21 protein-coding genes and 1 riboswitch are annotated in these 23350 nt (G+C 42.1%); of the genes, 17 read left to right on the top strand and 4 right to left on the bottom strand.

All coding sequences use genetic code 11. The features are described 5' to 3' along the window. Positions 1-59: 59 nt before the first annotated feature. From acpS to ACF1X7_RS02025, 5 genes are all read left to right on the top strand, one after another. The gene (gene acpS / locus ACF1X7_RS02045; RefSeq protein WP_004270646.1) at positions 60-413 is read left to right on the top strand and encodes a holo-ACP synthase; all 354 of its coding nucleotides are present in this window, start codon (positions 60-62) and stop codon (positions 411-413) included. Between the two features lie 4 nt (positions 414-417). Next, positions 418-1560: an alanine racemase gene (gene alr / locus ACF1X7_RS02040; protein WP_411162383.1), complete on the top strand. Its 1143-nt coding sequence runs from the start codon at positions 418-420 to the stop codon at positions 1558-1560. 77 nt (positions 1561-1637) lie between these two features. Beyond that, positions 1638-1898 carry a hypothetical protein gene (locus ACF1X7_RS02035; protein ID WP_004270625.1) on the top strand — a complete coding sequence of 87 codons (261 nt, stop codon included), beginning with the start codon at positions 1638-1640 and terminating at the stop codon, positions 1896-1898. Between the two features lie 21 nt (positions 1899-1919). Next, the gene (locus ACF1X7_RS02030; RefSeq protein WP_004270641.1) at positions 1920-2285 is read left to right on the top strand and encodes a type II toxin-antitoxin system PemK/MazF family toxin; all 366 of its coding nucleotides are present in this window, start codon (positions 1920-1922) and stop codon (positions 2283-2285) included. 110 nt (positions 2286-2395) lie between these two features. Then, positions 2396-2440, top strand: a riboswitch (PreQ1 riboswitch). Positions 2441-2446: 6 nt separating this feature from the next. Further along, a complete protein-coding gene (locus tag ACF1X7_RS02025; RefSeq protein ID WP_004270765.1) occupies positions 2447-2974 on the top strand; it encodes a QueT transporter family protein in 528 nt (175 codons plus the stop codon). Positions 2975-3017: 43 nt separating this feature from the next. On the opposite strand, the gene cbpA is transcribed toward ACF1X7_RS02025, so the two are convergent. The 4 genes from cbpA to ACF1X7_RS02005 form a co-directional block, all read right to left on the bottom strand. Next, positions 3018-3695 (bottom strand): cyclic di-AMP binding protein CbpA, encoded by a 678-nt coding sequence (gene cbpA / locus ACF1X7_RS02020; RefSeq protein ID WP_039099627.1) that lies wholly within the window; start codon positions 3693-3695, stop codon positions 3018-3020. Between the two features lie 274 nt (positions 3696-3969). Next, the gene (locus ACF1X7_RS02015) at positions 3970-5349 is read right to left on the bottom strand and encodes a L,D-transpeptidase family protein (RefSeq protein ID WP_411162382.1); all 1380 of its coding nucleotides are present in this window, start codon (positions 5347-5349) and stop codon (positions 3970-3972) included. A 136-nt stretch (positions 5350-5485) separates the two neighbouring features. Continuing rightward, positions 5486-6406 carry an IS30-like element ISLsa1 family transposase gene (locus tag ACF1X7_RS02010; RefSeq protein WP_146955055.1) on the bottom strand — a complete coding sequence of 307 codons (921 nt, stop codon included), beginning with the start codon at positions 6404-6406 and terminating at the stop codon, positions 5486-5488. 153 nt (positions 6407-6559) lie between these two features. Further along, positions 6560-7537 carry an L-lactate dehydrogenase gene (locus ACF1X7_RS02005; RefSeq protein ID WP_039099330.1) on the bottom strand — a complete coding sequence of 326 codons (978 nt, stop codon included), beginning with the start codon at positions 7535-7537 and terminating at the stop codon, positions 6560-6562. Positions 7538-7766: 229 nt separating this feature from the next. Between ACF1X7_RS02005 and pth the strand changes: the two genes are divergently transcribed. The 12 genes from pth (at position 7767) to lysS (ending at position 22836) form a co-directional block, all read left to right on the top strand. After that, a complete protein-coding gene (gene pth / locus ACF1X7_RS02000) occupies positions 7767-8324 on the top strand; it encodes an aminoacyl-tRNA hydrolase (RefSeq protein ID WP_039099329.1) in 558 nt (185 codons plus the stop codon). Positions 8325-8478: 154 nt separating this feature from the next. Then, positions 8479-12009 carry a transcription-repair coupling factor gene (mfd, locus tag ACF1X7_RS01995; RefSeq protein WP_146955054.1) on the top strand — a complete coding sequence of 1177 codons (3531 nt, stop codon included), beginning with the start codon at positions 8479-8481 and terminating at the stop codon, positions 12007-12009. A gap of 22 nt (positions 12010-12031) precedes the next feature. Continuing rightward, positions 12032-13624 (top strand): polysaccharide biosynthesis protein, encoded by a 1593-nt coding sequence (locus ACF1X7_RS01990; protein WP_221276331.1) that lies wholly within the window; start codon positions 12032-12034, stop codon positions 13622-13624. Beyond that, entirely contained in the window at positions 13624-13890 is a 267-nt protein-coding gene (locus ACF1X7_RS01985) for an RNA-binding S4 domain-containing protein (RefSeq protein WP_004270760.1), read from the top strand. The genes ACF1X7_RS01990 and ACF1X7_RS01985 overlap by 1 nt, the downstream gene beginning before the upstream one ends. Before the next feature lie 155 nt (positions 13891-14045). Continuing rightward, positions 14046-14432, top strand: a complete 387-nt coding sequence (locus ACF1X7_RS01980) for an FtsB family cell division protein (protein WP_004270764.1) — start codon at positions 14046-14048, stop codon at positions 14430-14432. Positions 14433-14563: 131 nt separating this feature from the next. After that, entirely contained in the window at positions 14564-15004 is a 441-nt protein-coding gene (locus ACF1X7_RS01975) for a S1 domain-containing RNA-binding protein (RefSeq protein WP_004270775.1), read from the top strand. Positions 15005-15099: 95 nt separating this feature from the next. Continuing rightward, positions 15100-16470 (top strand): tRNA lysidine(34) synthetase TilS, encoded by a 1371-nt coding sequence (gene tilS / locus ACF1X7_RS01970; protein WP_039099326.1) that lies wholly within the window; start codon positions 15100-15102, stop codon positions 16468-16470. A 22-nt stretch (positions 16471-16492) separates the two neighbouring features. After that, a complete protein-coding gene (gene hpt / locus ACF1X7_RS01965; protein ID WP_004270773.1) occupies positions 16493-17038 on the top strand; it encodes a hypoxanthine phosphoribosyltransferase in 546 nt (181 codons plus the stop codon). A gap of 88 nt (positions 17039-17126) precedes the next feature. Then, entirely contained in the window at positions 17127-19223 is a 2097-nt protein-coding gene (gene ftsH, locus ACF1X7_RS01960; RefSeq protein WP_056966724.1) for an ATP-dependent zinc metalloprotease FtsH, read from the top strand. Positions 19224-19296: 73 nt separating this feature from the next. Then, complete coding sequence (hslO, locus tag ACF1X7_RS01955) at positions 19297-20175, top strand: Hsp33 family molecular chaperone HslO (protein ID WP_004270767.1); 879 nt, start codon at positions 19297-19299, stop codon at positions 20173-20175. Between the two features lie 88 nt (positions 20176-20263). Beyond that, entirely contained in the window at positions 20264-21253 is a 990-nt protein-coding gene (dusB, locus tag ACF1X7_RS01950; RefSeq protein ID WP_004270768.1) for a tRNA dihydrouridine synthase DusB, read from the top strand. Positions 21254-21324: 71 nt separating this feature from the next. Then, complete coding sequence (lysS, locus tag ACF1X7_RS01945) at positions 21325-22836, top strand: lysine--tRNA ligase (RefSeq protein ID WP_039099321.1); 1512 nt, start codon at positions 21325-21327, stop codon at positions 22834-22836. Positions 22837-23350: the final 514 nt, after the last annotated feature.

Here is a 23350-nt window from a genome sequence, read left to right as displayed (position 1 = left end):
TCAGTCTCTGTCTTTTTTGTGGTAAACTAATTAAAAATAGGGTACTAGGGGCGAAGACGATGATTGCTGGATTAGGCATTGATTTAGCCGAAATTGATCGATTTGAAAAAGCACAGAGTAAGAATAGTCATTTTGCTGAAAAAGTATTAACAGCTAAGGAATATGAACTGTTTAAACGGTATACGGGGCGCCGTGCGTTAGAATTTTTAGCGGGGCGCTTTGCAGTGAAGGAAGCTTTTAGTAAAGCTTATGGGACTGGTATTGGACAGGTACAACTGCAAGCGATTGAAACGTTAAATGATGCAAAGGGCAAACCCTACATCAAACAAGATTTATTTGAGGGAACTGTCCACGTATCACTTTCGCATACAACGACGTTAGTGATGGCAGAAGTTATTTTGGAAAGAGGTTGAGACGATGACAGTCGGCTACTTACGACCAACACGCATTCTAGTTGATCAAAACGCAATTTATGAAAATATTCAAAATGAACTAAAGGATTTAAAAGGCACAGATGCAGTGATTTTCCCTGTCTTAAAAGCAAATGCTTATGGGCATGGCATGATTCCTGTTGCAGAAGCGGCCCAAGCGGCTGGTGCTGCAGGATTTTGTGTGGCTATTTTAGATGAGGCCTTAGCTTTACGGCGTGCTAACTTTACGGAACCCATTTTGGTGCTAGGGATTACACAGCCCACCGAAATCGAATTGGTGATTGCCAACCAAATCTCCATTACGGTCGGCTCACTCGAATGGTTGCAAGCTGCTTACGAAATTGCCCAACAAATACCTTATCCACAACCAATGCACATTCATTTGAGTGTGGATAGTGGTATGGGGCGAATTGGTTTTAGAGATGCGACTGAATTACTAGCAGCAGCCACATTTATCAAAGCACATGCGAAATATTTTGATTTAGAAGGGATTTTTACCCATTTCGCAACTGCGGATGATCCCGATGATACTTATTTTAAAGAACAAAGTGCCCGGTTTAATGAACTAGTAGCCGTGTTACCAGAACGTCCACGATTTGTGCATGTTTCGAATTCAGCCACGAGTTTATGGCACTCAGCTTGCAATGAGAATTTAATTCGAATGGGAATTAGTATGTACGGATTGAATCCTTCAGGGAATGCGATTCCTGAATTGCCTTATGCATTGAAACCGGCGCTAAGTCTTGAATCAGAATTGGTCTTTGTTAAGCAAGTTGAAGCCGGAAGTAAGATTGGTTACGGTGCGACTTATGAAGCGAGTGAATCTGAATGGATTGGGACGATTCCAATCGGTTACGCCGATGGTTGGTCTAGACGGATGCAAGGCTCAACCGTTTTGGTGGATGGACATCGGTGTGAAATTGTCGGTCGGGTCTGCATGGATCAATTGATGATTCGGTTACCTAAGCAATATCCAGTGGGGACCAAAGTAGTTTTTGTTGGTAAAAGTGGTGATGACGAAATTACTTTACAAGAGATCGCAGATTATGCAGGGACGATTCACTATGAAATTATCTGTGGTTTATCTGATCGGTTACCACGGGTTTACAGTGGAATTGATGAACATTAAGGATTAAGAATTTGATTATCGCCAGTTCTGTGGTAGGATGAATAAAGGTTAAAGTGTTGATTCGGAGGTTGATGCAGATGAAAGCTAACCGTGAACAACTATCCGTTAAATTAGACGTTGAGTTGGTCCAAGCAATTAAGCAGTATTGTGAGGTGTATGCCCTTGATGAGAATGATTTGATTCAAGATGCGCTTCACGAATTCATGGCGACCAGACAGTCAAAAGTAGATAACGTCATTAACGGGTACGCTGAGATGGCTAGCATCAACAGTCAAATTGCGGCTGAATTTAACGCTTGCGAAAGTGAGGCGTACGCACACATTCGCGTAGTTGATTGATCCTAATTGGAGGGAGAACAAGTGGGAGAATTAATACAGCGTGGCGATATTTTTTATGCGGATTTATCACCAGTGGTCGGTTCAGAACAAGGGGGCATGCGTCCTGTTTTAATCATTCAAAATGATGTGGGTAATCACCATAGTCCAACCGTAATCGTTGCCGCGATTACAGCAAAGATTCAAAAACCGAAATTACCAACACACGTTGGGATTACGGCCAAGGATAATGGTGTCGAACGCGACTCCGTGATTTTATTAGAACAGGTACGAACGATTGATAAACAACGCTTGAAAGATCGCGTCACACATTTAGTGGCGGATAAGATGGCACAAGTCGATCGGGCGCTCACCATTAGTGTTGGACTTAAACCGGTCTTAAATCCTTAATACATAAATACCAAAAAGAAAGAATGAAGAGAACCCGCTTATAAAAGCGGGTTCTCTTTTTTTGACCTTTATCAACAGCCGGTAAATATGATATGATGGTAGCTGTTCGAAAAAACGTGGTTCGTAACCATCCCACGCAAAAAAACTAGGAGGATTCAAAGATGACGAATCAAAGTCGATTAAAAACGGTGATTCTAAACGGGTTAGTGGCAGCATTATACGTTGTTTTATCGTTATTCCCAGGTATGTTGGGATTTGCTTCAGGAGCCATTCAATTTAGAATTTCGGAAGGCTTAAACCATTTAGTGGTCTTCAATAAGAAATATCTATGGGGTGTTTTCGGTGGGGTATTAGTGTTCAATTTCTTTTTCAGTTCTGAAAACAAGTTACTCGATACGCTTTTTGGTGGCGGGCAAACTTTATTGGCGCTGCTTGTATTAACGCTTGTGATGCCCTATTTAAAACAAACTTGGCAAAAAATGGTGGTCAATATTCTCTTGTTCACCGTTTCGATGTGTATGATTGCGTGGATGATTGTGTTAACCGGTTCTACTGCTAGCACACACATTCCATTCTGGCCAACGTATATTTCGTTGGCACTTTCAGAAGCAGTCATCATGGTGATTACCGCACCAGTAATGTATGCTGTGGATAAAGTTGTGCACTTTGATGCACAAATGAAATCATAAGGATTAAAAAGGGCAGTCCTAATTAGGACTGCCCTTTTTTACGTTAAACTAAATTATCAAGTTTGGAGTCATCACGGAGCGCCTTACCAGATTGTAAATCATCGATTTCAGGAACACGATAGCCTTTTTTCTCGAGCTTATAAACAATCTTTTTCAAAATCTCAAGATCAAGTCCAGCAGGCAAGGTGAAAAGGGTGCGTCGTACGAATTCATCTTGCTTAGCATCTAAGGTGATGCAGCTGGCGATTGAGGTATATTTAGTGATAATCTTCGACATGGCAACCAAATCACCTTGTTCACCAGAAGAAAGCACAGTGAGTACATAGCTACTTAATTCGAGATTCCACGCTTCAGAAAGCATATTTAATAACGTGCTATGCGTGAGAATTCCGTAAAAATTGCTATCTTCGTCTAATACGGCGATGTATGGCAAATCTTTAATGTTGAAGAATACTTTGAAAAACGGTGCGTCAACTGGAATATACTTGGTCATATTCTTCAATAAACTGGTCACGGGAAGCTGCATATCGCCCCCTTGAGACTTATGACGGTAGATGTGCATCTTATAGATGTTACCGCGGAAAATCTTGCCGCTAGCATCTAGGACGGGCACACAACGGTAACCAGACTCTTCTAGTAGCTGTAATGCCTCTTCTAAGGTCACCGATTCAACAATTGTGGTGAGACGTTCTTTAGGTAAAACTAGGGATTTAATGAGCATAGGCTTTCTCCTTAGATTAAAATTCTCTCATATACTAATGTAATCATAGCATACCACCAAGCAGATTAAAATAACTAGTTTTTCGACTCAGCGAAAACTTGATTAGTAATCGATGAGAAAGAACGTGAAATCTAAGCAATAAAAAAGCAGGGATAAAAGTTAATTTTATCCCTGCTTTGTATTTAATCGTTGAGCTTACTTTTTCTAAACGAATTCTGTAGGTCAGCTACCTCTGGTTAATCCGTAGAGGAGAGGTGTTGCTAGTACACTACGTCTAAATCACTACAACTGGAATGCCTTCGCTAACAGTATCGTAAAGTTTAGCCATTGTGCCAGGTGGGGTATTGATACAGCCGTGTGAGCCGTGTTCTTTATACCAGTCACCACCGTACTTAGGTTGCCATGGCGAATCATGAATCCCAACGCCAGTTTCATCGATTGGCATCCAGTAATTAACTGGGCTTGCGTATTCGCTGACCCCATCAAAGTTCTTCCCCTTCAATGTGGCATTGCGTTCTTTCTTCCAAACGCTCCAAACACCGGTTGGGGTGACTTGTGGTGGACGTGCTGAAACGATATCAGTGTCAATTGTGGCCTTACCATCTTGATAGAGCCACATATGTTGGGCTTTTAAATCAATTTCGATGTAGGTTGAACCGACACTACGCGTTTTCTGATCAGTTCCGGAACCACGAATAACAGCTGTTCTTGAGAAATCTTTGCCCTTAGGCACTTCTGTCATTAAGGCGTTGATTTCATCGGCAGGAGAGATACTCCACCCATAAATTCCAGCTGGGACAGTGACTGTGCCTTCTTTTGTAGAATTGAAGGTCAAATCTTTGTCAAAAGTATCATACTTTGCCTTTAATTGATAAACGTATTTGGTAACGGCAGCTTTATCTAGACTAATTGTACCGTTGTTATACGTTAACCAACTTTGGATGTCTTCTTTAGGAACTTGGAAATCATTACCATTAACTGAATAGCTGATTTTTTCATTAGCAATCGTCTTCAATTGATCGGCAGTTTTTTTCAATTGCTTGTCCGTAGATTTCACTTCAGGTTGCGCATAATCGTTTTTTAAGTCGATTGTTGCTTGACCTTGGTTAATACCGTGGGCAACTGCTTTTTTGAACTTAGCGGCATCAATTGTGTTCCCGTAGACTTCTTTTACGAGATCGAACTGATGATTCTCGAGGTTAATGTGGGCATTCTCTGAAGGTTTGCGATCAGCGTTGACTTTTTCGAGGGTTTCCGTTGAGAATTTGTCAAAACCAGCGGCATTTAAAATGAGTGCGTCTTCTGATTTAGTTGTTTGTTCACTGGCAAAAGCGTGGCCTAGCCAAGACCAACCGTTTTGGCTTTTTTTAATCTTTTCCAATAACGGTTTAAAATTATGGCTAAAGCCAGCTTCTTGACCGCTAAAAGTTAGCAATGTTTGATTGTTATCCTTTAGCGTATATTTTTGACGATTCACTTTTTTTAAGAGTTCTGTGTTAGCGTCTGCGACTGATTGGCCACTAATGTTGACACCGGCAACGGTCGTATGTGGCAAGAATGCTTTTTGATAATGAAGACTGACTGCCGAGTAACCTCCAACAAGGATAACGGCTGCTACGCCAAGGGCGACGTAGGCTTTCTTCGTAAGTTTCACAACCTCAACTCCAATCTCTGCATAGGTTAATCATACCCCAGTATCACATAAAATACAAAGGCGTTAACTAATAGTTAGCATACAAGATATGCACCCAAAAAGAAATAAAAAAGTATTATTTTGGTAAATTACAAGTTTAATCCGAACAAGCCCGGAATCTTTCAATGGCAGTCTGTTGATGATGTATTTTTAATGGTCGTTGATTAATTAGTTCAAGTGCTGCTAGGATCTCATCAGTCGTTACTTGTCTAAAATTGGTCTTTTTCGGGAAGAACCAGCGTAACCGTCTATTAAAATATTCATTGGAACCTCGCTCCCATGGTGAATATGGATGGCAAAAATAAACTTTGATCTGATAATCCTGTTCTAAGGCCTGATAATTGGCAAACTCTTTACCATGATCAACAGTAATGGATTTTACTTGGGGACCGAAGGCCCCCATAAACTTGCCAAAGGCGGTGTTTAGAGCCTTAGCCGTTCTATTAGGGGCTTTGATGGCCCATAGAAGTCGGGTCTTACGTTCTACGAATGTAACCAGACATGATCGTGACTCACTTCGACTAGAAAGCACCGTATCTACTTCCCAATGACCAAAAGCTAACCGTTGATTAATAGTTGTTGGCCGTTGTTCGATGGAAGTCCCACTTGTAAATTTCCCACGATTTTCGCTCACTCGGTGCTGGCGGACATTCCGATTGGGTAGATCAGTCAATTTGAAGGGGAGCCAGCCACGATTAAGCCAATTATAAATTGACGCAGTGCTCAAGTTATAAGCGGCCGCAATGGTTTCTGGTGACCAGGTTAATCGTAAGTGATTGGTAATTAAAGTCGCTAATGCTGCCGTCAGCATCGAACGACGACCGCAATTCCGCCTTTTGCGATCTGCATCTTGCTGAGCTAATTCTGGATCATAAGGTTTAACCCGGTCCAACTCATAGCTAATCGTAGCTTTGGCGACGCCTAAGGCGTCAGCCATTACTTGGTAAGATTTATTCCCCTCATTGACCAGTTGTGCTAGTGCGCCACGTTGAAAACGTGATAAAGTAGATGTACCCAAAGTAATCACTCCCTATATTGGTTGGAATTAGTTACTACCATTGTAAGTGATTGCTTTGGGCTTTTTAATTTCTGTTCGGATTAATTATAGAATTTGCCACCATAAAAAAACGACTCTCATTAAATGAGAGTCGTTTGACCAACAGCAAAGAGCTTATTGGCGAGTTTCAATATCTAATTCAGCAAATGCTTTTGTAACGATATCTTTTAATTGTTTTGCAGAACTGTGCATGCTTTCCATTTCGTGGTCTGTCAATGGAATTTCAAGGATGCTTGTGATACCTGAGCGGTTAATAACAGCAGGTGAACCGATAAAGATATCGTTCAAGCCGTATTGGCCTTCCATGTATACAGATAATGGTAAGACAGCATTTTCGTCGTCTAAGATAGCCTTAGTAATACGAGCTAATGCAGTACCGATACCGTAGAATGTAGCACCTTTTAAGTTAATGATTGTGTAAGCAGCGTCACGAACACTTTCGAAGATCTTAACAAGTTCTTCTTCTTTAACTTCTGGATGAGCTTTAACCCATTCAGAAATCTTGATACCACCGATGTTAGCGTGTGACCATACAGGGAATTCTGTATCACCATGTTCACCCATGATATAAGCATGGACCGAACGTGTGTCAACGTTAACCATTTCAGCGATGTCTTTACGGAAACGAGCTGAGTCAAGTGATGTACCTGAACCGATAACGCGTTCTTTAGGGAAACCTGATAATTTCCATGTAGCGTATGTCAAGATATCAACTGGGTTAGCAGCAACTAAGAAGATACCGTTAAAGCCAGATTCAACGATTGGGTCAACGATTGTCTTCAAGATTTTAAGGTTTTTACTTACTAAGTCTAAACGTGTTTCACCTGGTTTTTGTGGTGCGCCAGCTGTGATAACAACAACGTCAGCATCTTTTGCATCTGAGTATTCAGCAGCATAGATTTTCTTAGGAGAAGTGAAAGCTAATGCATCAGATAAATCGATTGCATCACCTTGTGTTTTTTCTTTAAAGATATCTACGATACCAACTTCTTGTGCAATACCTTGTAAAGTTAATGCATAAGCGTAACTAGAACCTACAGCGCCGTCGCCGACGAGGATAACTTTTTGGTGATCTTTTTCAATGTTTGCCAATATAATGACGTCCTTTCTGTAAATCAATTCTTCATTTCGAAAACCAGTATAGCATAATTTACACCAAAGTTCGCGATTTTTGGTTAAATTTTCAGAAAACTATTTCTTTCACAAAGAGAGAAATAAACTGAATATGGTATAATGGACCTTAATATCAACTGGCGACTGGGGAGAATTAACTGCTCAGAATTTTTGCGTGATAGCGCCAGTCAAAAAGAGGACGTTAATAATGAAAATGATTGTTGGCTTGGGAAACCCAGGCAGTAAGTATGCAAAGACAAAACACAACATTGGTTTTATGGTGATTGATCAATTATGCGAACGGTTTAATGTGACCTTAAACAAGCATGATTTTGAAGCTGAATACGGGAGCTTTAAATATGAAGGGGAAACGATTTTCTTAGTGAAACCACTAACGTTTATGAATGATTCCGGTCGTTCAGTCGGGCCTTTAATGAAATACTACCAAGTTAACCTAGATGAATTAGTAGTTATCCAAGATGATATGGACTTAACGCTAGGCAAGTTGCGCTTACGGCAAAAAGGTTCAGCGGGAGGCCACAACGGCATTAAGAGTATCATCGCAAGTGTCCAAAGCTCAGAATTTAAGCGTGTCAAAGTTGGGATTCAACATCCACAAAAAAGTACAGTCGTTAACTGGGTCTTAACGCCGTTTGACAAAGGCAGCGCACCAATTATCAATCAAGCACTAGACCAGGCATGCGAAGCACTAGAAGACTGGTGCCAAAACAACGACTTCATGAAAACGATGAATAAGTTTAATTAGAGTGCGCAGTAAGCCGGTTATCCCCTGAGGATTAACACAGAATGGCGAATGACCAACTTGTTAGCCGTTTGGCAGACGCAACTAGACAAAAAAAGTTGCCGTAAAGAGCACGTTTCTTCGCGCCATTATAATAAGAAAGTAAAGGAACTTTTACATGGATTTAATGACAATGCTGGGGCAGACCAAACAGGTGCAATCCGTTTTAAAGAATCAACGACCAGGGATTAAACAACTACTTACAGGGCTTTCGGGATCAGCGAAAACCCTGTTTTTGGCGACGATTTATAAACAACAGCGACAACCCTTATTGATTATTGAGAGTAATACGTTCCAAGCCAATCAAGTTGCTGATGATTTGAGTAATTTACTCAATAGTGATCAGATTTACACTTTCCCAGTTGAAGAAGTGATGGCGGCTGAAATGGCAGTTAGTTCACCTGAGTCCAGAGCGGAACGTGTGCGAACGTTGAGTTTTTTAGCAACAGGCAAAAAAGGAATTGTGATTACATCGGTCGCGGGCATGCGGCGGTTATTACCTACAGCGCGTCAGTGGCAAGATAGTCAACTCACAATCAATACCGATAGTGAAGTTGATCCCCAGGCACTTGCTGCGCAACTTGGTGAAATGGGTTATTTCCGAGATAAGTTGGTTGGTAAACCTGGTGAGTTCGCAATGCGGGGGGATATTATTGACATTTTTTCACTGGATGCGGAAAATCCGGTCCGGATTGAACTCTTTGATACTGAAGTGGATTCACTGCGTTCTTTTGAAGCAGATACGCAACGGAGTATTGAGAATTTAGATAGTGTTCAAATTATGCCGGCGACTGACTTATTGGCCAACACAGCACAATTGGAAATGGCTGGTGAGGCATTACAAGCAGCTTATGAGGCGGTTGCGGCCAAAATAACGGATAAAACTGAACAAAAACAATTGGCGACAAACTTTGAAACACCGATTGAACGGTTGTTGGCCGGTGAACGCGTTGAGAATTTGGCGTTGTTTGTTGATTATCTGTATCCAGATCAATCAAGTCTGATTGATTACTTTAAAAAGAGTGGCTTAGTGATTTTTGATGACTATCCGCGCATTTTAGAAACGCAGCGGATTTTGACTGAAGAAGCGGCCAACTGGCAAACCGATATGTTGGAAACCCACCGCATGTTGCCAGACCAACGACTCATGATGGATGCCCAAGCGCTCATCAAAAAAGATACACATGCGCATCTCTATCTATCACTGTTCCAAAAGGGAATGGGGAAGTTAAAACTCGATGCACTCAACAATTTACCCACGCGGACGGTGCAACAATTCTTTAGCCAAATGCCGCTTTTGAAAACCGAGATTGCGCATTGGCAAAAGCAAAAACAAACGGTCATTGTGCTCGTGTCTGATCCTAAACGGGTCAAGAAGATTGATCAGACGTTCCACGACTTTGAAATTGATGCCGTCATCGCCAATAAGACTCAGTTGGAGACGGGGCGGACACAAATCATTCAAGGGTCACTTCAAAATGGCTTTGAATTACCGGATTTAAAACTGGTGGTCTTAACTGAAAAGGAACTGTTCAATACGGCGCCGAAGAAAAAAGTCCGGCGGCAAACATTGGCCAATGCAGAACGGTTAAAGAGTTATAACGAATTAAAACCAGGTGATTACGTGGTCCACGTCAATCATGGGATTGGCGAATACGTCGGCATGGAAACCCTGGAAGTCGATGGGGTTCATCAAGACTACATCACCATCTTGTATCGGGATAATGGGAAGTTATTTATCCCAGTCACTCAACTCAATATGGTGCAAAAATACGTCTCTGCCGAGGCCAAAACACCGAAGATTAATAAGCTTGGCGGTGGCGAGTGGCAAAAGACTAAGAGTAAAGTTTCGGCAAAGATTGAAGATATCGCCGATGATTTAATCGAACTTTATGCGCAACGGGAGGCTGAAAAGGGATTTGCCTTCCCAAAAGATGATCAATTACAGGCTGAATTTGAAGGCCAGTTCCCCTATCCTGAAACAGATGATCAATTACGCAGTACCGCTGAAATCAAGCATGATATGGAACGCGTCCGTCCAATGGATCGATTATTAGTCGGGGACGTTGGCTTTGGGAAAACGGAAGTCGCTTTGCGGGCGGCTTTTAAGGCTGTTGAAGCCGGTAAACAGGTGGCCTTTTTAGTGCCAACAACGATTCTGGCGCAACAACATTATGAAAACATGCTGACACGCTTCGCAGATTTTGCGGTCGAAATTGGTTTACTGTCACGGTTTAAAACGCGCAAAGAAGTGACGGCAACGCTCAAAGGCTTAGCAGAGGGCAAAGTCGACATCGTGATTGGCACCCACCGCTTGTTATCGCAAGACATCAAGTTTAAAGATCTTGGCTTGTTGATTGTCGATGAAGAGCAACGCTTTGGTGTAAAACACAAAGAACGACTTAAGCAGTTGAAGGCACAAGTTGACGTGTTAACGTTGACGGCAACGCCGATTCCACGGACGTTACACATGTCGATGCTCGGTGTGCGTGATTTATCTGTGATTGAAACGCCACCGACTAACCGCTATCCTATCCAAACGTATGTCATGGAACAAAATGCCGGTGCGATGCGCGAAGCGATTGAACGGGAATTAGAACGGAATGGTCAAGTGTTTTACCTCCATAATCGAGTGAGTGACATTGAACGCACGGTCGATGAGATTCAAGCGCTGGTTCCTGAAGCAACGGTTGGGTTCGCACATGGTCAGATGACCGAGGCACAACTAGAAGGTGTCATCTACGACTTTGTCCAAGGTAAATACGACGTCTTGGTGACAACCACGATTATTGAAACCGGGGTTGACATGCCTAACGTCAATACGATGATTGTTGAAGATGCTGATCATTACGGTCTTTCACAGCTCTATCAATTACGCGGCCGGATTGGACGTAGTAGCCGGATTGCTTACGGTTACTTTATGTATAAACCCGATAAGGTTTTAACGGAAGTTAGTGAGAAACGACTTCAGGCCATCAAGGACTTTACCGAATTAGGGTCCGGGTTTAAAATTGCGATGCGTGATTTATCGATTCGGGGAGCTGGTAATTTATTAGGTAAGCAACAACATGGTTTTATCGATTCTGTTGGGTTTGACCTATACTCGCAAATGTTGGGTGAGGCCGTCGCTAAGAAACAAGGGAAGCAAGTCGTTGCTAAAACAAATGCCGAAATTGATCTTAAACTGGAAGCTTACTTACCAGACGCGTATATTAATGATCAACGCCAAAAAATTGAAATTTATAAACGGATTCGCCAGATGGATTCAGAAGCGGCCTTTGATGAAATTCAGGCCGATTTAATTGACCGGTTCGGTGATTATCCAGATCAAGTCGCTAATTTATTAGCGATTGGTCAGTTGAAGATGAATGCAGATGAAGCGTTAATCGAAACCATCAAACAAACGAAAGAAATCATTCAAGTCACCTTATCGGCGAAGGGCAGTCGCCTTGTTTCAGGTGAACAAATTTTTGAAGCGTTATCGATAACCCGCTTGAAAGCAACGGTCGGGTTTGAACAAGAACAATTAAGCGTGAAACTCGTAATCCAGCCGAAGATGCAACCGGCAGATTGGTTGAGTGAAGTGGCAACTTTTGTTACAAGTCTCTTGAAGATAGAACAAAAGCACACGGAACAACCAACGGATTAGGCACGCTAAGTGGAGGCCAGGCATGCAAAATAAACAGATGCAACATCTGATGAAAGGCGCGGTCGTTTTATCAATTGCGTCGTTTATCGCGAAGGTATTAAGTGCCGTTTATCGGATTCCATTTCAAAATATGGTCGGTAACACCGGCTTTTACGTGTATCAACAAGTCTATCCAATCTATGGCATTGGCATGACGTTTGCACTTAGTGGCTTTCCAGTTTATATTTCGAAACTGGTTGCTGAACAAGTCAATCCGGAGGAACAAACGCAGCTGTTAAGACGCTCATTTGTACTGTTAGGCATCTTTGGTGCTGCAATCTTCATTTATTTACAGTATCAAGCGCCGAAAATTGCGGGGGCGATGGCGGACCCAGCATTAACACCGCTGATTGAAATGGTATCGTTTATGTTTTTATTGATGCCGTTTCTAGCGGTGACGCGGGGGTATTTCCAAGGAATTTTCAATATGGTACCGACGGCGGTTTCACAAGTTGCTGAGCAACTCGTGCGGGTCGTGGTCATCTTGGTGGCAGCGTGGCTATCTTTGAAACTGCACTGGTCAGTGTATGAAATGGGCACATGGGCGATGTCAGGCGCCTTCTTTGGCGGCTTGGTTGCAACCTATATTTTATTACGGCCAGCAGAAACCGTCTTTCAACTCAAGGCGCCACACCGTGGTGCCATCGATTTTAAGGCGTATCAACAATTGGCAAAACGCTTAGCGATTGAAGGCGGGTCAATTTGCCTCTTTGCTTCATTAATTGTGTTATTACAGCTGGTTGATTCCTTCACAGTTAAAAAAGGGTTGGTCCTCAGTGGATTATCGGAAGAACTTGCTAAGAATATGAAGGGGATTTTTGACCGTGGGCAACCACTTGTCCAGCTGGGATTAGTCGTGTCACTTGCCTTCTCATCAACGTTGATTCCGAGTCTGTCACAAGCGCGGCAACGGCGGCAACAATATCAATTTCAACAAGTTGCTGAAGCGCTGATTCATATCAGTTTAGGTTTATCGGCAGCAGCAACCACCGGCCTAATGGTTTTGATGCCGCAGATTAATTATTTCTTATTCGGGGATGCTGATGGTAATCAGGCATTGGTTTGGTATATGTTGAGTATCGCAATCATCGCGCTGATCAATGCTTGCAACTCGGTGCTCCAAAGTCTTGATCAGTTCCATAAAACAACGGCAGCCTTAATTGTTGGGTTAATCGTTAAAGTAGCAATCAATCAATGGCTTGTGCAACACTATCAAATTGTTGGCGCGAGTGTCGGGACTGTTATCAGCCTCGGTGTTGTGTTAGCCTCAATTTTACGGCAATCACCAGTGATTGTACGTCAAGCGCTTGGTTTGCAACGCTTTACCGGTAAGTTACTTGCGATTTGTGCAGTGATGTGGCTGGGTGTTAAGATTGCGCTACAGTTTGCACCACAATCACTTAGTTCCAGAGGACATGCAATTTTAGGGACGGGCCTTGGCGTACTCGTTGGTGTACTCCTATTTGGCGGATTAGCATTACGGTGGCAATTATTCTCGATTCGAGAATGGCTGACGATGCCAGGTGGCCGGCAACTATTGCGCCTTTCTAAAAAAATAAAAGGTAGGACAAAATAATGCGCTTAGATAAATTTTTGAAAGTATCACGAATCATTAAACGACGTTCAGTTGCGAAAGAAATTGCAGACAAGGGTCGAATCATGATTAATGATCGCCCTGCAAAATCTTCAAGCAATGTCATCGTGGGTGATAAACTGGAAATCGGATTTGGTAATAAAACGATGGTCGTACGCATCACACAGATCATCGAAACTACGAAGAAAAGCGATGCAGCTGAAATGTATGAAATTTTGGAAACAAGACAAGCTGAAAACTTTGATTAAGGAAAAAGCGCTGGCCGAATTAATATGGGCCGGTGCTTTTTTTTGTGACTTTGTTGAGCATCTTAATAAAAGTCATTAAGAATCTGGGATCTTAGTTGACGACCTTTTTGTGAAATTGCTATAATGAACTTAATTCCGAGATGGGGGGCTTCTAAGTGAGTCGAAAAATTGCGAAAATCGAGAATGCATTTACCCAGCAACAAGCAGCCCAGAAAATCGTGCAAGACAAGGCAGCCCATGTTAAGCGTGTTCATAAACGCCGCTTATGTGGCTTGGGGATTGTTGCAGTATTAGTCGTCTTAATTTGTGGTGTGCAGATTTTCCAAACCCATCATTCATTGGCCGAGATTAGAGAAACAACGGCAGCTAAAGAAAAGACATTAAAAAAAGCTAAAGCAACTGAATCTGATTTAAAGATTCAAGTGCAACAGCTGCATGATAATGATTACTTGGCCAAATACATTCGGTACAAGTATTACTATTCTAAAGACGGTGAAACCATCTTCAGTTTGCCCCAGGACAAGGCGCCTAATTTAAATTAGCAACAAAAATAATTCAGAATACGACCTTGTTTCAAGGGCAAAGCGTGCTATACTTATTTTATTAAATATCACGCTTAAGTGATTAAAAGTTTGACGAGTTCAAACGACCATTTAGGAGGACGTAGTTTTATATGGCAGTTGAAGTTGGTTCAAAAGTTGCTGGTAAAGTAACGGGCATTACGAATTTTGGTGCTTTTGTAGATTTAGGTGAAGGCAAAACCGGGTTGGTACATATTAGTGAAGTGTCCGATAGTTATATCAAAGATATTCATGATGTTTTAACCGTTGGTGATGAAGTCACGGTGAAGGTTATGTCAGATCAAAACGGTAAGATTGGTTTATCAATCCGCAAAGCCGTTGATCAACCTAAAGTGCAAGAACATCCGCGCCCTCAAAGTCGTCCAAATAATAATCGCGGTGGATATCGCAAACCAGAGCATTCAAGCGCACCTAAAAAAGAAGGCTTTGATGATTTATTATCAGGGTTCTTAAAAGATAGTGAAGATCGCTTATCAACGATTAAACGGAATACAGAAGGTAAACGTGGTGGCCGTGGCGGCCGTCGCAGTTAATAGAACAAATTGATAAAGGTTGGCTTGAAAGTTTAGTGATAGACTTTCGGGGCAACCTTTATTTCATTTCAAGTCTGTGTTGGAGAGGAATCGGTATGTTAGAACAAGCATTTCAAACACATCTTCAAAAAGAGCAGTTCTGGCAAGCCGGCGACAAGGTTGTGGTGGCAACGTCAACGGGAGTCGATTCAATGGTTTTATTGTGGTTATTGACTCATCTGCCCCAAAAACAACGACCCCAAGTCGTTGTGGCTCACGTTAATCATGAATTGCGTGCGCAAAGTACGGCTGAAGAAAAATATTTAACCCAGTTTTGCCGATTGCATGCCATCCCGTTACGCATTCAACATTGGCCAAAAGCGAGTCATCCTGAAACAGGGGTTGAAGCGGCGGCACGTCAATTTCGCTATGCTTTTTTTGATCAAGTCATGCGAACCGAATCGGCGCATTACTTGGTGACCGCGCATCACGGCGACGATCAACTAGAAACCTTGCTCATGAAATTAGTTCGTAGCGGTGAATTGCATGAAATGCGGGGGATTCGGCAAGTCAGACCGTTTAAAACGGGGACGTTAATTCGCCCGCTATTACCTTTTAGTAAGCAACAACTGCGTGATTACGCTGATCAGATTGGTTTGAGGTATTACGAAGATCAAACCAATCAGGAACAAACTGTTCTTCGTAATCGGATGCGACATGCGGTGGTGCCACTTTTAAAACGAGAAAATCCACACTTGATTCAAAATGCCAATCGGTTCAGTCAAAGTCTGACCCAAATGGTGGCACACCAAGATGATCTAACCGCGGCGTTACTGCCATTGTTGGCAATCAAAAAACAGCCGGCGGCAATTGAAGGGCGTTTAGACCAACTCGATGGCTTGAACCAGACACAACAAAGGGCGCTCTGGCAATTGGTGTGGCAGCGATATTTTAAGACTTTACCGGCGTTAAAGGCAGCCCAGTTAATGCAAGTGCAACAATTGTTGGCGAACCCGCAGAAACCGCAAGGCCAAGTGGCATTGAACAATGGCATCATTTTTGAAAAGCAGTATCGGTGTTTTCGGATTGGTGTCCACCAAATAGTGGATTCTTTGGTCAAAACACGAACATTAGCGATTAATGAATGGCTGCGGTTAAAAAATGGCGAACAAATTGGTGTTTTCGATATCGACCATCTACCTAATCAAGTTCAACGGCAACAGGTCGTTTGGTTAGCACCAGAAGAATGGCCACTGCAACTCAGGGCGCTACAAGCAACAGATCGAATAATGCTTGATAAGGCACACCACAAAACCATTCAACGGTTATGGATTGATACTAAAACCCCACAGGCAAAGCGCCAAAATGCATGGGCGGTTTGGACCCCAAATCAATTGCTTGGCCGGCCGGATTTACGGATTTCGGCGTTGTTTAATCGCGAACAAACTGGTAAAATACGGTACATACTATGTTATTTAGATGATTAAGCAAATTACGGAGGCTGGCACAATGTTAGAAAAAGATATTGAACGCGTATTATATTCAAGAGAAGACATTCAAAAGGTTAATCAGCGCTTAGGAAAACAAATTACAGCGGATTATCAGGGTAAAAACCCGTTATTAATTGGTATTTTAAAGGGTGCGATCGTCTTCATGACAGATTTGATTCGCGAAATTGACCTCCATGTTGAAATCGACTTTATGGATGTGTCAAGTTATGGTGCTGAGACCATCTCGTCAGGTGAAGTTAAAATCATCAAAGATTTAGATACGAGTGTTAAAGGCCGCGACATTATCATTATCGAAGATATTGTAGATACTGGGCGCACGTTGAATTACTTAATGGCAATTCTTAAAACACGTCAAGCAAACTCAATTAAAGTCTGCACGTTAATGGACAAACCAAGCCGCCGAATTGTGCCAGTTCATTCGGATTATGTTGGGATGGAAGTCCCAAATGAATTCGTTGTGGGGTACGGATTGGACTATGCCGAACGATACAGAAATATGGGAACAATTGGCGTTTTGAAACCTGAAATTTATTCGGGTAAATAAATGGTCAATAAAAGTCAGATATGTTATAGTTTAACAGTGTCAAAAGGACACTGTGTCACAAATGATGAGAAGCTTCAGGAGGTCACGTATGAACAACAAAAAGAATGGACTGTTTAGTAATAGTCTGTTTTACATTATTATCTTAGTGGCTTTAGTCGGTGTGTTCTCGTTCTTCATGAACGGTAACGCTGGATCAGAGTCTAAGGAAGTTCAATCAAGTACATTTTTAAGTGAATTGAAGACCAATAAGGTCAAGTCATTCTCAATTCAACCAACGAATGGTATTTATAAAATTTCTGGAGAATATCGTAAAGCACAAAAAACAGAACAGCCTAAAAAGAATCTTTTAGGACAAAAAACAAAAGCAAGATCAGTTAAACACTTCACAACAACCTTATTACAAAGTGATTCACAAGTTGGGGCAATGACCAAGTTAGCTGACAAATCAGCAACCAAGGTTGAAACCCTTCAAGAACCACAATCTGGTTGGTGGGTAAGTATTTTAAGTCTTGTATTGCCATTGATCATCATGTTTGGTTTATTCTACATGATGATGGGCCAAGCGGGTCAAGGTGGCGGTCAAGGCGGTCGGATGATGAACTTTGGTAAGTCCAAAGCTCAAAAAGCCGACAAGAAAGCTAATAAAGTACGTTTCTCTGATGTCGCTGGTGCGGAAGAAGAAAAACAAGAATTAGTCGAAGTTGTTGAATTCTTAAAAGATCCACGGAAGTTTGCTGCATTAGGGGCTAGAATTCCAGCGGGTGTTCTTTTAGAAGGACCTCCAGGTACTGGTAAAACCTTATTAGCTAAAGCCGTTGCCGGAGAAGCAGGTGTGCCATTCTTCTCAATCTCTGGTTCTGACTTCGTTGAAATGTTTGTCGGTGTCGGTGCAAGCCGTGTCCGTGATTTATTCGAACAAGCCAAAAAAGCAGCCCCATCAATTATCTTTATTGATGAAATTGATGCTGTTGGTCGCCAACGTGGTGCCGGCATGGGCGGTGGGCACGATGAACGTGAACAAACATTGAACCAAATGTTAGTTGAAATGGATGGGTTTACGGGGAACGAAGGCGTCATCGTCATCGCTGCTACTAACCGTTCAGATGTCTTAGATCCAGCGCTTTTACGTCCAGGTCGTTTTGACCGGAAGATCCTAGTTGGTCGTCCAGATGTTAAGGGCCGTGAAGCCATCTTGAAAGTCCATGCTAAGAACAAACCTTTAGCCGATGATGTTGATTTGAAAGAAATTGCGCAACAAACCCCAGGGTTCGTTGGTGCTGATCTTGAAAACTTATTGAACGAAGCTGCTCTAGTAGCCGCTCGTCGTAGCAAGACCGATATCGATGCTTCTGATGTTGATGAAGCTGAAGATCGTGTGATTGCGGGTCCTGCTAAGCGGGATCGCGTGATTAATCCTAAAGAACGTGAAACCGTGGCTTACCACGAAGCTGGTCATGCGATCATTGGTTTAGTTCTTAGTGATTCTCGTGTTGTTCGGAAGGTAACAATTGTCCCTCGTGGCCGTGCTGGCGGATATGCCATCATGTTACCGAAGAATGATCAGTTCTTAATGAGTAAGAAAGAATTAACCGAACAAATTGTTGGGTTACTTGGTGGTCGGACAGCTGAAGAAATTATCTTCAACTCACAATCAACTGGTGCATCTAACGATTTCGAACAAGCAACGGATATTGCCCGCGGGATGGTTACTCAATATGGGATGACTGATAAGCTCGGGACAGTGGCCCTTGAAAAAGAAGGTCAACCATTCGTTGGGGCAGCTTACGGTCAAGGCCCAGCCTTCTCCGAAACAACTGCGGCTGCAATTGATAGTGAAATTCGTCGGATTATTGACGAAGCACATCAACAAGCCCACGAAATTATTGAAGCGCACCGTGAACAACATAAGTTAATTGCGGAAATGCTCTTGAAGTACGAAACATTAAACGAAAAAGAAATCTTGAGCTTGTTCAATGATGGTAAGATGCCAGAAAAGAACGCTGAAGAATTCCCAAGCGAAAAAGCAGCTACTTTTGAAGAAGCTAAGAAGGCGCTTGAAGCAAAAGAAGCCGCAAAAGAAGATTCAGAAAAAGAAACTGATAAAAAGGATGTGACAATCACACCTGATGAAGATGATCAATCGACACCAGCTGAGGATAATCAACATCCAGACGATGAAGCATAAATTGTTACACCAAAAAGGTCGACACGATTAGTGGTCGACCTTTTTGCATCAATCCATAAAAGAGGTTATTTAGATGACAGATTATTTAATTAAACAAATTTCAGAAGATGGCCAACTTCGTGCTTATGCAGTGAACGCAACTGATGTTGTAACGGATGCGCAAGAAAAACATGACACATGGTCAACTTCATCAGCAGCGTTTGGGCGGACGATTGTCGGCACCCTTTTATTGAGTGCCGCTGGCTTAAAAGGTGATACGAAGATGACAGTCAGAGTTGAAGGTGACGGCCCAGTCGGGAAGATTGTTGTCGATGGGAATGCGCAAGGCACAGTTAAAGGGTATGTGACGAATCCACACGTTAACCTACCATTGAACGACAAAAATAAAATTGACGTTAAAGGTGGCGTTGGGACAACTGGTACGTTGAGTGTCACGAAAGATCTTGGCTTAAAAGAACCGTTTACCGGTCAAGTACCATTGGTATCAGGAGAATTAGGTGAAGACTTTACTTACTACCTTGCTAAATCAGAACAAACACCATCTGCAGTTGGCGTTTCAGTCTTCGTTAATGAAGATAACTCAATTGGTGTCGCTGGGGGCTTCATGATTCAAATTCTCCCAGGGGCGGATGACCGGTTAATCGATATCTTAGAAGCGCGGCTGAAAGAAATGCCGCTGGTGTCTGAATTACTCCAACAAGGGATGAGCCCAGAGGAAATTATCACTGAAATTGTGGGCGAACTCCCAATGAAGACGTTAGAAAAAATACCTGTTAAATACGAATGTGATTGTTCAAAGGATCGGTTTGCAAAGGCACTCAGTTCTGTTGCGCCAGCGGATTTACAACAATTAATCGATGAAGACCACGGTGCTGAAGCGGTTTGTCGTTTCTGTGGCAAGCAATATCAATTTACAGAAGCAGAACTAAAGGCAATTTTAGCCGCGCAATAGAATAGTCGCAAATTTTTGCCTGAATACTATTTTTTTGCTATGATAATTTGGATATTGTCGGAAGACACGAAGGGAATGGGTTGGCATTATGACATGGCAAATAGGAGACGTGACGATTCCAAATCAAGTAGTCGTCGCACCAATGGCTGGTATTACAAACGCAGCATTTCGCGTAACTGCAAAGGAATTTGGCGCAGGTTTAGTGGTCTGTGAAATGATTAGTGATCGCGGAATTATGCACAATAATCAAAAGACAATGGGGATGATGTTTGTTGATCCGAACGAACATCCAGTTAGCATCCAAATTTTTGGTGGTTCAAAAGACACCTTAGTGGAAGCCGCTAAATTTGTGGATCAACATACACAAGCTGATATTATTGATATCAACATGGGTTGTCCAGTGAATAAAGTCGTTAAGACAGATGCTGGCGCGCGTTGGTTATTAGATCCAAACAAGGTTTATGAAATGGTCTCATACGTGACAGACGCCGTGAAGAAGCCAGTAACGGTTAAGATGCGGACAGGCTGGGATGAAGATCATATTTTCGCTGTTGAAAATGCACTTGCTGCCGAACGTGCTGGTGCTTCAGCACTTGCAATGCACGGTCGGACACGGAAACAAATGTACACCGGGCAAGCAGACTGGGACATTTTAAAACAGGTTAAATCTGAATTAACGATTCCATTTATGGGTAACGGTGATGTCCGGACACCACAAGATGCTAAACGTATGCTAGACGAAGTGGGTGCCGATGCTGTCATGATTGGCCGGGCTGCGCTCGGTAATCCATGGATTTTAAGCCAAGTGGAAACCTACTTACGAACAGGTGAATTGATTGCTGAACCAACCCCATGGGAAAAAATTGCAACGGCCAAGTTACAATTACACCGTTTAGTCGAACTTAAAGGTGAAAATGTGGCTTGTCGTGAATTTAGACAACAAGCTGCCTATTACTTGAAAGGGATTCCTCGTGCGGCTAAGACCAAAGCGGCGGTTAACGAAGTGGAAACGGAACAAGCCGTTGGCGATATTTTAGACCGCTTTGTAGAAGAAACCGAAGCGAGAATGGCAAATTAGGTTCCTTATGTTGGTGTTTTCGTGTTAAAATCAACATTAGTAGATAATTGAATGTATGGAGGAATTGTCAGTTGGGACAAAAAGATAATCAAAGAGAAATGAACGACCAACTAAAGGTCCGGCGTGAAAAGTTACAATTGTTAAAAGATGAAGGAATTGATCCTTTTGGTAGTCGTTTTGATAGAACACATATGGCTGCGGAATTACACAGTGAATTCGAAGCAATTGAAAAAGACGATTTAGATGCTAAGAATCTAGAAGTCACAATTGCAGGACGGATGATGTCTAAACGGGGGAAAGGGAAAGTTGGCTTTGCTGACATCCGTGACCGTTCAGGTAAAATCCAAATTTACGTGCGTAAAGATGAAGTTGGCGAAGAAAACTATTTAATTTTTAAAAAGGCTGACTTAGGTGATCATTTAGGGATTACTGGGCAAATTATGAAGACTGACATGGGTGAGTTAACTGTTAAAGCAACGCACCTGACTTTCCTTTCAAAAGCATTACGACCATTGCCAGATAAGTTCCATGGTTTAACCAACGTGGAACAAATCTATCGTCAACGTTACTTAGATTTAATCGCAAATCCAGAGAGCTTGGATCGGTTCACGAAACGCAGCAAGATTATTTCTGCTGTTCGTGAATATTTAGATAACAATGGCTTTACTGAAGTTGAAACACCTGTCTTGCATGGTCAAGCTGGTGGTGCATCAGCACGACCATTTATTACCCATCACAATGCGCTAGACATCAACTTGTACTTACGGATTGCGCTTGAACTTCATTTGAAACGATTAATCGTTGGTGGGATGGAACGTGTCTATGAAATTGGCCGCGTATTCCGGAATGAAGGAATTGACACGAAACACAATCCTGAATTTACAATGCTAGAAACGTATGCTGCATACTTTGATTATAAAGACGTTATGGATGAAACAGAAGGGATCATCCGATTTGCAGCGCACAAGGTGTTAGGAACTGGTCAAATTTCATATCAAGGACAAGCGATTGATCTTGATGGTGATTTTGCACGAGTTCACATGGTCGATGCAATTAAGGAAAAGACGGGTGTCGATTTCTGGCAACCAATGACGGTTGAAGCAGCGCGTGAATTAGCTGATCAACACCACGTGAAGTATGAATCATACTGGCAAGTGGGGCACATCATTAATGCGTTCTTTGAAGAATTCGTGGAAGATACATTGGTACAACCAACCTTCATCTATGGTCATCCAGTTGAAATCTCACCATTGGCTAAGAAGAATGCTGAAGATGATCGTTTCACAGACCGTTGGGAATTATTTATGCACGGTAACGAATATGCAAATGCCTTTACTGAATTAAACGACCCTATCGATCAACGTGAACGGTTTGAAGCACAAGCTAAAGAACGTGAAAATGGGAACGATGAAGCCGAAGGAATCGATGAAGATTACATCGAAGCATTGGAATACGGAATGCCACCGACTGGCGGACTTGGAATTGGGATTGATCGGTTAGTCATGTTACTGACAGATGCCGCATCAATTCGAGATGTCTTATTATTCCCAACAATGCGTCCAGACAACAATAATAACGATTAAGATTAACTAAAGCCCGCAAACAGACGATTTGCTTGCGGGCTTTTTTTATTGAAAAAATTGGGATTATAAAAAGTTTTTTTAGTGTATTTTGTGGGTGAATAAGCTTCAACTTTCGGTATATTATGTTGTTTGCGCGAGTTGTTCGTTTAATAGTTCATTTATTTGCATAAATTGCGGATACTAGCGACTGTTTAGATTATGAAAGTTCATAAATAACAGTTGAGATTAATAGTTGACGAAAGGCTGTAGAGCTGATATAGTAGTCTATGTTGTCAGCGAGATAAAACATTTTTGCTAACGAGTCAGGTAATTAAATCAGTTTGAATATTTATTCAAAAAGTATTTAAAAACGCTTGACAGTGTTCGTTAGAAATGATATATTAATTAAGCTGTTTCAACACAGTAGATCTTTGAAAACTGAACAAAGTTTCGACAAACCAAATGTGTAGGGTCGCCCTTCGGGGCACAAAACATATTTGCAAAGTCAATTTCGCTAGCAAATAAATTAAGTAAC

The organism is Latilactobacillus sp. VITA-14 (assembly GCF_046580785.1).
GTDB classification, from domain to species: domain Bacteria; phylum Bacillota; class Bacilli; order Lactobacillales; family Lactobacillaceae; genus Latilactobacillus; species Latilactobacillus curvatus.
This window is presented reverse-complemented; position numbering and strand designations above follow the sequence as displayed.